This is a genomic window from Thalassotalea fusca (assembly GCF_053485835.1).
This window is the reverse complement of the sequence record NZ_JBQRUN010000014.1, coordinates 23738-36740: the sequence shown is the minus strand read 5'-3', so window position 1 is coordinate 36740 and position 13003 is coordinate 23738. Positions and strand designations below refer to the sequence as shown.

Here is a 13003-nt window from a genome sequence, read left to right as displayed (position 1 = left end):
ATCAACCTTTAACTAGCGTTAAATTGCCATCAACCAAATGATAGATTTTGTCCATACGCGCTGCCACTTCACGGCTATGTGTCACCATGAGTAAGGCCGTTTGATTAACCTTGGCTAATCGTACTAATTGCTCAACCACATGTTCGCTATTGTCATGATCGAGATTACCCGTAGGCTCGTCAGCTAAGAGTAATTTAGGTTGTGCATTGAGCGCTCTGGCAATTGCAACGCGTTGCATTTCTCCGCCAGAAAGTACTGATGGGAATTTATCGAGCAAAGACGCAATGCCTAACTCATTGACTAATGATTGGCAAAGCGCTGTATCGAATTTTCCAGCTAATCGTGCACTAAACTCAATATTGTCTCTTACAGAGATATTAGATAACAAATTAAACTGCTGAAATATGATGCTGATATAGCGTTTACGCAAATCACTCAACACTTGTTCTTTGGCCTGAGCGAGGGAATGTTCTGCTACCACGATATCGCCCGATTGAATCGGCTCAAGGCCAGCAATTAAATTAAGTAACGTGGTTTTTCCGCTACCACTGTCTCCCATCAAAGCCACCGACTCACCGGTAGCAACACTTAAGGATAAGTTGGCAAACAACGATCTACGTGTGTCACCGTCTACGATTTCATGAGATAAAGCGTTTATTGATAGCGGCAATATAATCCCTTACACGTATTGTGAATGTTGAAACTGTATTAATTTGAGCCGTACCATAGTGAACTGAAACAAAATTGTAAATATCTGAATTCATGAAACTATGTAACTACGTATTTCTATTGGACTAACGCACATAAATGGCTATATAGCAGTATTTAGTTAAACACACATAGTGAATAAGTTTCTACTTACTCTGTCCGATTCTATAAATGGGATTCAATCAAATCCGACAGTCGCAAATGTGCCATAAGCGGACGGTTATAGCTCAATATTTAATTCCTAAGGTTTTGTATAGCGTGATGTATTCCTCACGGTTAGTTTTTTTAAACTCCCATGCCCAGAACGCATCACTCAGTGGAAAATAATCTGAGATTGGAATTGTTGCTTTACCGTTAACGTAAGAGCTAAAAAAGGCGATATAATTGAAATTTGTTATTTCTTTTAAGCCTTTATTTAAGTCTTCTAATCTATATAGCACTTTATCCCTGTGGTAATTGCTATGCATCCAGAGCATAAGATCATCAAGGCTTTTTTCACCATTCGTTCTTTTCCTAATATCATTATCGAGGATTAATGCTACTACCCAGCCTCCATGATACACCAAGAAATAATTGTTGAATTTAGTCTTGTTTGAGGCTCCTGCATCCCTCATAGATATAGTTCCTAAGCCTTTAGAGGCGGAATAAAATCCTATAGCTTTTGTTGCAATGGCAAGGGCGTCATTAGAAGAGATTAGCCCTAGTTGTACCGCAGTTTTATAGGTGTAATATTCTGTGAACCCTTCATTAAACCAATGCTCTTTGCCACTTTGGTACCTAAACGACTCAGCACTCCATAAATGAAATAGTTCGTGCAGTAAGATTGTTTGCCAAGTCGCAAAACCAAATTGCTTTTTATCATTCCAAGTAATATCAATATATTTGGGATCAGCTTCGCCCCCTAAATATTTTCCATGTTTAATATGCAGTGAAATTTCAGCATAGGTATTACCAGACTTATCCCTTGGCAAACCATGAAATAATTTTGTGTATGAATTAAACGCTTGGTTGATCAATTTGTTTATTTCAGCTTCCTTATCAAGTGATTTTAAATCTTTGAAGTAGTAGTTAATTGTAATATTTTCTAGAACTACTTGTTTATGTGTTTCGTTGCTGTGAGCTTTTAAGGAAGGTATTAATAACAAGCAATATAACCCTATTTTTAAAAACGTATTTTTCACCGCTGAGTCCTTAGTTTTTTAATAAAAATGCTTTTCGATATGCTGTTGGCGTTACTGAAAAGCTTCTTTCAAATGCCCGTGAAAAACCATTATAGGTTTCAAAACCAACGACAAGTGCAATAGATTTGATTTCCCTACCTGTCGTTGCTAGTAACTCGCTAGCTATTTGCATTCGATACTTTTCAACATATTGTGCAGGTGTCATTTCAGTTTCTTTTAAAAAAAGTCGATGGCATTGCCTTTCACTTAAATGGACTAATTCGGATAGACGCTTAACGGTAATAACTTCATCAATATGTTCTTTAATCCAGTTCATGATGAGTTCTATGCGATCAGACCGTGGTTTTTGAATATCTAAAACATTGGAGAATTGTTTTTGGCCTCCTGACCGTTTTGAATAAACAACCAAGTGCTTAGCTGTATGGTGTGCCAAAGCAGTGCCATGATCGACTTCAATGAGACGTAATGTTAAATCAATACCTGATGTAACCCCTGCGGAAGACCAGTATTTTCCATCCTGAACAAAGAGCTTTTCTCGGTCTACGTTGAGTGATGGGTATTGCTTTTTTAGATCATCAACAAATGCCCAATGCGTTGCGACATTTGTATTGGTTGGTAATCCAGCTTTAGCTGTTAAATAAACTCCTGTACAAATTGACACAACACGCTCTGATTTGGTCATTAAAGAGCTAAGGCTTGCTAGTTGGTTAGGTTTGATATGTGAGCTACGTGCTCCCTTACCTCCGGGTATAACGAATGTATGGCACTCATCTATCTCATCAATTAGTTTTGATGGAATAATTTGGAGACCAGCTTCACACTTAATTACGTTTTTGCTAAAACCTACTACTTGTAATTCATAGCTTTCACTTTGAACTTGAATCGCTTCATAGAATGCGGATTGAGGGCCTGAAAAATCAAGCAGTTCCATACCTTCGTAAGCTAATAAACAAATTGTTTTAGGCATAAAAATTCATTAATAGTCACATAATGAAGTAATAATACACACTTATAGAATTGGCAGGTATGACATTTATACCTCTAAAACTGACATAAGGCATGTTGTTACGAATGTCTACTTTTCGCTCGTTGCGGTCTGTCAGATGTTCTCAAAACCTTATTCTCGAGTGCAAGGTCAAATATGGCCAACGACAACTTAGCTCCTAAGTAAACCATCATCCAGTTCAATTACACGGCGGCTTCGTTTGGCGAACCTATCGTCATGAGTCACCATGCAAATGGTGCGTCCTTCATCGTGCAATTCATCTAATAAATCCATAATTGCGCCACCATTTGAGGAATCCAGATTCCCCGTAGGTTCGTCTGCAAGTAGAATAGAAGGATCAACCACTAAACTCCGAGCGACCGCTACTCGCTGTTGTTGTCCGCCTGACAATTGTGCTGGATAAAATTTAGCGCGATCAGCCATGTTCACCTTTTCCAGCGCGTTCATTGCAATTTCGAAGCGTTCCTTCTTTTTCATCTTTCGATAGGATAGTGGCAAGGCCACATTTTCCAAAATCGATAAATCTCCGATTAAGTTAAACGCTTGAAAGATAAAACCAATTTCTTTATTGCGAATCGCTGCGCGTTGATACACATCAAGATTTTGCACCTGATGGCCATTAAGTAAGTATTGCCCGTTAGTCGCTGTATCCAGTAACCCCAAAATAGACAAAAGTGTTGATTTTCCGCATCCTGACGGCCCTGCAATACTCACATACTCACCCGCATCAATCGTTAAATTGATATCTTTAATCGCACTATTGACGCCCGCATCCGTGGTAAAATTCTTCGTTAACGATGTCAGTCTAATTAATGGTTCTTGATTCATAATAATTCCTTATGACTTTGCCATTTCACAAAGCCAAATACGTGTTACTGTTCGCGCAATGCTTGATTAGGCTGAACATTGGTTGCTTGCTTAACTGGCCATAGCATGGCGAAGACAGCAACAATAGAAACGATTAGCGCCATCACGAGGTAAATAGGTAAATTGACTGGCGCAACATCAAACAACACATTCGATAACGTTGGCGCTATCAACACCATAATGAGCACGCCAGCGATTAACCCTAAGCCACACAAGGTTAGCCCTTGTATAATAAACAACTTGCGAATATCGTCAGGATTAGCACCTAAGGCGACGCGAATACCTATTTCCTTCCTGCGTTGAGTAACGTTATAAGCAACAACCCCAACAACACCACTCAACGTTATTAAAAATGCTAATGTGGCGAATAGCGAGACTAACACCCCCACCAGTTTTGTTGAGGCAAGTGACGCTTCTTTGATGTACTCATAGGTAGAAAAACTCTCGATTGCCTGTTCGGGATTTACACTCATCACGGCATCTTTAATTGTTGGCATCAAAGTCGACATAGGCGCGTCACTGCTCACTAGCAGCTGCAAGTCATAGCGCCACCGTTCAATCCAAGGCGCAAAAACTGTTGGTATAGGAGGTAAGTTAACACCTACTTCGCGAATGTCGCCTACAACCCCCCTTATAGTTGACCATGTCTTGCCTAAATCAAACGATATCCGCTGCCCGATAGGACTTGTGTCTGGAAAGAATTCACGAGCAAACACTTGATTAACCACCACAGTTCCAGGGCTGTGCTTATCATCCGAATCAAGTAAAAACCGTCCTTCCATTAGTGGAATATTCATAACCTGATGAAAATTCGCTGACACCTCGTTTTGAATAGCTTCGGGGCGTTCGTCGGGATGAATTAATGGTCCGCCTTCAATTTGGAAGAATCGTCTCTTGTCTCGACCTTTAATTAAAGGCACTTCAGAGGAAAACCCTACATGGTCTATTTCAGGCAGTGCTTCAAGCTTGCGTGCAACTTCTTGTGCAAAATCATTGCGTACACTCGCACTCGATGACAGGTCCACAGCAACGACATTCGTCGCATCAAACCCAACGTCTTGCTGTTGAAGGTTATAAAAGCTGAGACTGATTAACATGGCACTCGTTAAGATGATAAAAGACAGACTATACTGAACCACCAACAACGCCTGTTGTATGCGCTTACCATCAGCACTAACCGTTATATTGCCACTCCCTTCCTTAAGGTCTTCATTGATATTTCTTTTTTGGAATGCGGCTGTTGTACCACTTACGATGCCAGTGAGCAATGACACGATTAAACAGAATATTAATACCGCATTATTAATCTTCACTTCACTCGCCAATGGCGTATAAAGCGCTGCAAAATCCCCTAAAATACCCACACTAAAATAAGCGATGAATAATCCCAAAATACCACCTGTTAATGACAACACAACACTTTCAGTTAATACCTGACGCGCTATTCTTCGTGGGTCTGCACCTAGTGCTTCACGTATTGCCAACTCTTGCTTACGCGCTGCGGTACGGGCAAGATTCAAGTTAGCGACATTCGCACACGCAATGAGTAATACCAACAGTGTAATTCCCATGAGTAAATAAAATGTGGGCCCTGCTTCTCCAGTCATGTCAACCCGCATCGGGGTAATGGTATTGCTTAGCCCCTGACTAGATGGGTAATCGTCTGGATGAGCAGCAGATAGGTTGTTTGAAATTGTATTAATGTCAGTACTTGCAGCTTGCAAACTTATACCTGATTTAACCTTACCAAACAGTTCAGAAATCGGTCTGGAACGTTGGCCAATAAAACGATCACTACCGCGTCCTGGGCACGATGAAGAACCTATCCAGATATCATTAAGAAAAGGGTATGCAGGTAGAGGCGGCAATACCCCAATCACCTGATGCACCGCATTGTTCATTTGTAGGTTCTTACCCACCACATTGGGGTCACTGCCAAATTTCTCCCGCCAAAACTGGTGAGACAATACAATAAGAGGCTTGGCTCCAGGTTCATCCTCGCCGGGAAGAAAAGTTCTGCCTAAGATTGGACGTACCGACAACATTTCAAAGAAATCCCAACTGACAACACCCGCTTCAACATTGGCAGGATCGCCGTGTCCTAGAAGTGTGAAAGGCATCTGGTGGTATTCAACGATATGATCGAAAGTGCGATTTTGCTGGATATAATCCATCGCGGTGGGAACCGAAACGTCAATATCAAAGCGATTTATTTTGGGGTTGTTCGTTTCAACTTTGACTAGCTGCTCTCCATCACCGAACGGCAATGGCGCAAAAAGCACATTATGAACCATGCTAAATATTGCGGCATTTGCACCAATGCCTAACGCAAGCGTGACCACGATTAACGAACTCACAGCACGCGTTTTCATAAAACTTCTTATGGCAAACTGAATATCTTCAATCAAGGTTTGCATTGCTTAGTATTCCTTAAACTTTTGTAAATTTTGCAACAAAACGCAGCTATCGCACAAATACTTGTTCAACATCATTGTACTTATTCATTGATGAAACTATCACTTGCTCTCCTTCTTGCAAGGTAGAACGTATCTCAATTGACTCAACCGAACTACGACCGAACACTACCTGCCGCCTGTGCGCTACATTATTTTCGTTCAGCACAAATAGACTACCTGATGAATTCTCCTGCGTGAAAACTGGACGCTTGAGTTTTAGGACATTAGCGACTTTTGAAAGTCGTATTGTGCCATCGATTCGCAAATCAGGTCTGGCACCTATCAACAATGCTTCCGTGAAGTGCACATCGACAATGACTACACCTTCTTTAACTGTTGGGTGAATACGCTTCACTTCACCATGCGCACTTTGCCTGCCCGCTGACAGCACAACGGATTGCCCTATAATAACGTCTTTAGCCTGACTTTCCTGCACACGTAATTGTGCTTTTAGTTTACTTTGTTCGGCAATGCGAGCTAGAACCGTGCCTACCTTAACAGGTTCACCAGCGTCTAGCGTGACTTCTTGAATAACCCCACGCGTTCTTGCTCGCACGACGAGTTCACTGGCCAACTTTTCTTGCAACACTAAATGCCGTTTTTCCTTGGTTGTTCTGGCTTGCGCAGCGTTAAGTTCAGCTTGTTCTAATTTCGGCAAGCTCGCCAAGAGCTCAAGTTCTAATTGGTGCTGAAGTAATAATTGCTGCTCTCGCAGTTTGGATTCCTGAAAATCGATGTTAGATACTGCCCCTGTTGAAACCAGCTGAGCATTAGCTTCCCTGCGCAGTTTAATCATTTCATAATGCGCTTTGAAATCTGCAACGACTATGCGTTGCTTAAGCAGCCTTTGCTCCCAACCTTGTTTTAAAGCCTGATAGGCCGACTCTAACACCTCAACCTCCAATTTGGCTTCTTCAACCTTTTGTAAGATCTCAGGGTTTTCAAGCACCATAATCACGCTACCGACTTCAACAGATTCACCAACTTCGAGACCTACTTCTTTTACTCGGCCATTGGAAGTGGCAGCAATAAAGTTTGATGCTATTGGCACAATTGTCCCAGGTGCCCTTATTTCTATCACTAAATCCCCTCTTTCCACTACTGCTATCACCAACTCATCTTTAGAGACTTCTGTGATTTGCGACAATGTACCTAGCCAATGCTTACCCCATATCAGCGCACAAGCGAGAATCAGCACCAATACCGCCACTTTTAGACGGCTATTTGAGGTGTTCTTATCAGGAATTTGCATGTTACCTACCTGTCTTTGACTATAGGTTGGGTAACCATAGGATTTTGGCAGCACCGTAAATACCAATTGCCGTAACGAGTGTTAGCAAACATAGTACGATGGAGAAAATCTTTCTAGCCACTGGTTTATTGTGGTCTTGCAGGTAAAAGTAAACTTCTAAGATAAGCAGAGGCACTAAATAACCAGCAAAGTTTAGCGTGATATCAAACGGCCCCGTCAGATTAGCATTGGTACCGGGAGACGTGCCATTATTGGCAATTATCCAGAAGCCACGAATAATGCGATAGAACCAGACACCGCTAACCACAATGAAAAACCGCAGCGCCCAACGACTGTGCTGTTTGATTTTTCTTGCCATGGCAAAACGTACCGTAATAAAAGCGAAAATGATGACAAGAATACCGTCCAGCGACGTGCCGATTTGTCCGGGTAGCCCCCCAACTATCGCTTCTCGACTCCATATCATATAAATAGCAGAGACACTTATGATGACACCCGATGTCAGATAAAAGCGTCCATTGATGCGGTGAAACATCGGAAATTTTGTGCGAATTTGCGGCACAAACTGCAACGGCCCCAACCCCGATATCGTAAAAGCAAGCAAAATATGAATGAACACTGCTGCATTTAGCAGGTAATCCCCTTCAATAATCCCATGAATCATCCGGTTTGACCATGCCTGCCAATTGGCCTCCAAAGCATGACCGCCATAAAACATTAAGATATAAAAGGCAAACAACCCTTGACCTAAAATGGCCACCGTTAGCCAAACAGCACCACTTAATTTTAACCAAGAAAGTGCACTGCGAGGCTTATTTGCTATTTGTTGAACTTGAATGGTATCCATCGTTATTTCTCCCATCAATAATTTTCACTACTGGGGCTGGTAGAACGTAACCCTGTAGTTAATTTGCGTAGTTAATTTGTGTAGTTAATGCTGAGAAATTTAGAGGAATTTTGTCACGGCTCAAAGGCCCAATGTGTGTCAATTTTTGGATTAACAGACAAATCGGCATAACCAAAAACCAAGCAAACGACTACCCAAATGAGCAAAAAAGGGTCGAAAAAGGCCAATTCTGTGCCAATTTAGCACAATAAATGTACAACCCTCTCTAAAAAGGGGAATTGAGGTACAAATTATTTATCAGCGAGCGCTGTTGAAAGATCAGCAAGTTCTTGCGCCAAAATCGGTGATAAATGTTTAAGTTGATTTTTGGCGTTGAACGCTAGCTTCAGGTATTTCTTTGCTTCGTTTAAATTGTTTCGACGAATTTCACTTTTACTGAGCTCAAGATTTAAAACGATTTGTTGTTTTAGTCGACGCTGATCAAGCTTTTCAGATAAAAAGAGCAGATAATCATGCTGCGCATTTAAGCTTTCATAATCATTCATTGCAGTAGATGAAACTTTGCTATTTTCGGCCTGTAATTGAACAAGTGCACGATTCATCAACTTCGCGTAATGACATGGGTCGGCAGGATCGGGTTCATCGTAATCCCCGATGGTATCCGAAAAACCTTGCCAACACTTTTCTTCTTCGATCAAATCATACGCTGACGAATGATAATGCTTAGTTGCAGTCCAAGGTGTAATGGCATCTTGACTCGCATCCCCTATTGAATCTGTGCTTTGAGCATAAATAATGGTAAAAACTATCCCTACACCAAGCAACACCAACAATCCAAATTTCCAACTGAGCCAATTACGCTCATCTAACAGATAATCATCAATATCCAGCCGTCGTTGTTCAATTCGCTTCAACCTAAGCGCTTTTTCCTGTTCACTTAGCTCGGCATTCTTAGTCAATTCAACAGCGCTCTCAAAACATTGCTGTCGAAATGCGTCATTATCTAAACTCAACCACTGTGGCTGTGCGTTAAAGATCTCCAAGATTCGAGCAACATGACGATCAGGAATAACAGGAAAACGAGGATTGCCGAGCCGATCACGCACAGCAAACCAACGCGTTATAGAGGTTGGGTCAAGACCCATTTCTGCGGCTAACTTCTTGCGGGTATTAATTGTTGGATGTAATCCACTTCGTAAGAGTGTGTTTAACTTGTCACGATCAATCTTCAAAATTAGCTTCCAATCAATAACATGGCCTATTTCTAAGTCAAATAGGCATTATCTACTGCTTGGTAAGAGTATATCGACAATCACACTCCGACAGAAGCCTTCACATGCTATGCTTGTTCATCATTAGTATGCACAATTGTTTTAGCTGGACGCTTCAGCGTTATTGTCCCATCTAGATGAACATCACGTTGTGGATACGCGATGACAATGCCGTTCTCTTCAAATAGTTCGGTAATGCGAAAACGAATATCACTACGCGTAATTCTCAAACCGCCTTCTACTGGTGAATTCATCCAAAAATACACATCAAATATCAGAGCATTGTCACCAAAGTCTTCAAATGTAACAACCGGTTTAGGCTCTTTCAATACACTGCTGTGCTCGTCTGTTGCCTGTCCTATTAAGTCAGCGACCAATCGAACGGGCGAACCATACGCCACTCCCACACGCACCGTTGTCCGCATCATACGATCAACTAGCGTCCAGTTAACTACAGTGTTTTCAAGCAATTTACTGTTAGGGATAAGCATATGCACGCCATCCACACGCCGAATACGGGTGGAACGTGTATTGATTTGCTCTACCGTCCCTTTCGCTTCTTCTACTTCTAAGAAGTCTCCAATGCGAATTGGCTTTTCCCACATTAATATCCAACCACTTATAAAGTTGTTAATAATGTTTTGTGCACCAAAACCAAAACCAATAGCAATCGCGCCAGATAAAAATGCAAACGCCGTTATTGGCACATTCAATACATCGAGAACGGTGATCGTTAGTACAATAATCCCTAAAACATAAACTAAGCGCTTCAATAGGTGCACAATATTCGGATCAAAGTTTTTTTCGACTAATTTTCGCGAAAGCGCTCTTGCCAGTACATTAATCAACCAGAAACCAAGGGCCAACAACAAGGGGATCAACAAGATCCCCCCGAGCGTTATTGGTTGGTCTGACACTGTAAAAACGGTAAAGCTCAAGAGCTGTGCAATCGAATCAATTGCACTTTTCAAATCAGCAATCAATTTAGGCTCCTTAATTAACTACTAAGAACTTACAAATACCTGCGACGGATCCACCAAAAATCTTTCACCTATCGCTTCTCTGCCGAATAACATGAGGTAATTCATGTCAGATCTATCCGTTAAGGTAATTTCGATTGGCCATTTATCTGCACCAAGAACAGCTTCTGTTTTGATCACATACCGCTGCTCAGAAACACCATTAGAAGATTTGATACTTCTAATGTCACAAATAGGTGCGACACAGGCAACAACACATGCAACATCATGTACATCAGGATGTATATCAAATGCCACATGCGGTTTACCGCCTTTTTTGAGGCGTTTAATATTGTCAACGTGTAAAGATGACGTTTTTGCCCCTGTGTCTACTCGTACTTGCAGATTTTCGATTGCCAATTCAGGCAAGTTAATCGTTTCTAATCGCCCGATAATTTTTTTGTTTGCTTTATCTGACACAATAAGTTCCTACGCTAATATGATTATTGACCAATCAAGTTATCCGGTAATAACAATTCCTGAACAGTTTCAATCTGTTCCACTATTTCTTCATCATCTTCAGTAAAGTTAGCAATATGGAACATTGCTTCACCTTCCTGCACCAACGGTATGTTTTGCTTTCCAATAAGTATGCCTGAACGGTTGGCTTTCACCATATCAATCACTTCTCCATATGGGCTACCTATTTCAGCAAGTACATCACCTTTTTTAATTTGATCACCCAAATGGACATGATTATGAACAATACCGCTTGCATTTGCGCGCTGCCAACCACTACTGTTTGCAATAAATGGCTCTATCACTTTTCGTCTCTTGGCCGGCAGTTTACGCATCATTTCCAAATGATGGAGCACATTAAGAATGCCTTTCATGCCGGCACGAATCGAAAACTCGTCAAAACGCAATGCTTCACCTGCTTCATATAACAACACTTTCGTACCGTGTTCTACGGCTGCTTGGCGCAAAGAACCATCAAGAACATTGGAGTTTAACACTACTGGCACGCCAAATACTTGCGCTAGAGTTTTCGTTTCTTCATCCGACAAATCTGCCCGAATCTGAGGTAAATTAGAGCGATGAATCGCACCAGTATGTAAATCAATGCCATAGTCACAGTGCTTCACAATTTCATTTAAGAAAATGTGAGCAACTCTTCCCGCCAAAGAACCTTTGGCTGATCCGGGAAAGCAACGATTTAAATCTCGTCTATCTGGCATATAACGACTTTGGTTTACCACACCATAAACATTGACCATCGGCACAGCGATTACCGTGCCGCGGATAATTCTAAAGGTCTTCTGGCTAATAAGTCGCCGTATTATTTCAATGCCATTAAGTTCATCACCATGTACTGCAGCACTAATAAAAATAATCGGGCCAGGCTTCTTACTGCGAATAATATGCACAGGTAATGAAACGTTTGCATCGGTATATAACTTGGCTACCGGCAATTCAATCTTACGTTTTTCACCCGGCTTTATTTCAAAATCACCAATGACTAAGTTATCCATCATTTAATTAACCCTGACCACGCGTTTTGTTTTTATTATTTTTGGCGTTTTTTTCTATGAAATCAAACACCATACCAGCAACATCTTTACCCGTTGCCGTTTCAATTCCCTCTAGGCCTGGTGAAGAATTAACTTCCATAACCATCGGGCCATTTTGCGATTGCAATAAATCAACCCCACAGAAATTGAGCCCCATCACTTTCGCGGCATTAATCGCTGTTTCACGTTCTGCTTTTGTTAATCTGACGACTTCAGCAGAGCCACCACGGTGTAGGTTTGAACGAAACTCACCTTCAGCGCCCTGTCGCTTCATTGCTGCCACAACTTTACCGCCAATCACTAGACAACGAATATCTGCACCGCCAGCTTCTTTAACGAACTCTTGTACTAAAATATTAGCGCGTAACCCCATAAAGGCCTCAATGATTGCTTCAGCCGCTTTCGCAGTGTCGGCCAATACGACACCAATACCTTGTGTACCTTCTAATAGTTTGATAACAACAGGCGCACCACCAACATTTTTGATCAAATCTTTGATGTTATCAGGTTTGCTGGCAAAACCAGTTCTTGGTAAACCAACACCTTTACGAGATAGCAATTGCAATGAACGAAGCTTGTCACGTGAACGGCTAATTGCCACCGATTCGTTAACATTAAATGTTCCCATCATTTCGAATTGACGCGCTACTGCAGTACCATAAAACGTTACTGAAGCACCAATGCGTGGAATGATTGCATCGTATTTTGGTAATTGTTGGCCGTGATAACGAACGGTTGGACGACTACTGGTAATGTCCATGTAACAATGTAAAGTGTCAATAATGTCAACTTCGTGACCTTTCGCTTCGCCCGCTTCTTTAAGGCGGCGCGTTGAATATAAGTTTGCATTTCGAGACAGAATAGCGATTTTCATAATTTGTTTTC

12 protein-coding genes are annotated in these 13003 nt (G+C 41.5%); all 12 read right to left on the bottom strand.

All coding sequences use genetic code 11. From position 1 onward, the window contains the following. Position 1 precedes the first annotated feature (1 nt). Entirely contained in the window at positions 2-670 is a 669-nt protein-coding gene (locus tag ACSLUK_RS15305) for an ABC transporter ATP-binding protein (RefSeq protein WP_448549546.1), read from the bottom strand. A 265-nt stretch (positions 671-935) separates the two neighbouring features. Then, on the bottom strand, positions 936-1889 hold the full coding sequence (locus tag ACSLUK_RS15300) for a M61 family metallopeptidase (protein WP_448549545.1): 954 nt from the start codon (positions 1887-1889) through the stop codon (positions 936-938). A gap of 10 nt (positions 1890-1899) precedes the next feature. After that, the gene (locus ACSLUK_RS15295; RefSeq protein ID WP_448549544.1) at positions 1900-2856 is read right to left on the bottom strand and encodes a GlxA family transcriptional regulator; all 957 of its coding nucleotides are present in this window, start codon (positions 2854-2856) and stop codon (positions 1900-1902) included. 189 nt (positions 2857-3045) lie between these two features. Next, the gene (locus tag ACSLUK_RS15290; RefSeq protein WP_448549543.1) at positions 3046-3723 is read right to left on the bottom strand and encodes an ABC transporter ATP-binding protein; all 678 of its coding nucleotides are present in this window, start codon (positions 3721-3723) and stop codon (positions 3046-3048) included. Positions 3724-3767: 44 nt separating this feature from the next. Then, positions 3768-6179 (bottom strand): ABC transporter permease, encoded by a 2412-nt coding sequence (locus ACSLUK_RS15285; RefSeq protein WP_448549542.1) that lies wholly within the window; start codon positions 6177-6179, stop codon positions 3768-3770. 46 nt (positions 6180-6225) lie between these two features. Then, positions 6226-7470 carry an efflux RND transporter periplasmic adaptor subunit gene (locus ACSLUK_RS15280; protein WP_448549541.1) on the bottom strand — a complete coding sequence of 415 codons (1245 nt, stop codon included), beginning with the start codon at positions 7468-7470 and terminating at the stop codon, positions 6226-6228. Between the two features lie 19 nt (positions 7471-7489). After that, positions 7490-8317: a DUF2306 domain-containing protein gene (locus ACSLUK_RS15275; RefSeq protein WP_448549540.1), complete on the bottom strand. Its 828-nt coding sequence runs from the start codon at positions 8315-8317 to the stop codon at positions 7490-7492. Between the two features lie 290 nt (positions 8318-8607). Continuing rightward, complete coding sequence (locus ACSLUK_RS15270; protein WP_448549539.1) at positions 8608-9549, bottom strand: hypothetical protein; 942 nt, start codon at positions 9547-9549, stop codon at positions 8608-8610. 107 nt (positions 9550-9656) lie between these two features. Beyond that, the gene (locus tag ACSLUK_RS15265) at positions 9657-10571 is read right to left on the bottom strand and encodes a mechanosensitive ion channel family protein (protein WP_448549538.1); all 915 of its coding nucleotides are present in this window, start codon (positions 10569-10571) and stop codon (positions 9657-9659) included. 21 nt (positions 10572-10592) lie between these two features. Then, a complete protein-coding gene (locus ACSLUK_RS15260) occupies positions 10593-11027 on the bottom strand; it encodes an ATP-dependent zinc protease family protein (protein WP_448549537.1) in 435 nt (144 codons plus the stop codon). Positions 11028-11050: 23 nt separating this feature from the next. Further along, the gene (locus tag ACSLUK_RS15255; protein ID WP_448549536.1) at positions 11051-12082 is read right to left on the bottom strand and encodes a succinylglutamate desuccinylase/aspartoacylase family protein; all 1032 of its coding nucleotides are present in this window, start codon (positions 12080-12082) and stop codon (positions 11051-11053) included. A 4-nt stretch (positions 12083-12086) separates the two neighbouring features. After that, positions 12087-12992 (bottom strand): 30S ribosomal protein S6--L-glutamate ligase, encoded by a 906-nt coding sequence (rimK, locus tag ACSLUK_RS15250; protein WP_448549535.1) that lies wholly within the window; start codon positions 12990-12992, stop codon positions 12087-12089. Positions 12993-13003 lie beyond the last annotated feature (11 nt).

What these genes read in the sequence shown, in the direction of transcription:
- ACSLUK_RS15280 (WP_448549541.1), bottom strand. Translation starts at nt 7,470, where the DNA reads ATGCAAATTCCTGATAAGAACACCTCAAATAGCCGTCTAAAAGTGGCG.
- ACSLUK_RS15295 (WP_448549544.1), bottom strand. Translation starts at nt 2,856, where the DNA reads ATGCCTAAAACAATTTGTTTATTAGCTTACGAAGGTATGGAACTGCTT.
- ACSLUK_RS15285 (WP_448549542.1), bottom strand. Translation starts at nt 6,179, where the DNA reads ATGCAAACCTTGATTGAAGATATTCAGTTTGCCATAAGAAGTTTTATG.
- ACSLUK_RS15255 (WP_448549536.1), bottom strand. Translation starts at nt 12,082, where the DNA reads ATGATGGATAACTTAGTCATTGGTGATTTTGAAATAAAGCCGGGTGAA.
- ACSLUK_RS15290 (WP_448549543.1), bottom strand. Translation starts at nt 3,723, where the DNA reads ATGAATCAAGAACCATTAATTAGACTGACATCGTTAACGAAGAATTTT.
- rimK (WP_448549535.1), bottom strand. Translation starts at nt 12,992, where the DNA reads ATGAAAATCGCTATTCTGTCTCGAAATGCAAACTTATATTCAACGCGC.
- ACSLUK_RS15275 (WP_448549540.1), bottom strand. Translation starts at nt 8,317, where the DNA reads ATGGATACCATTCAAGTTCAACAAATAGCAAATAAGCCTCGCAGTGCA.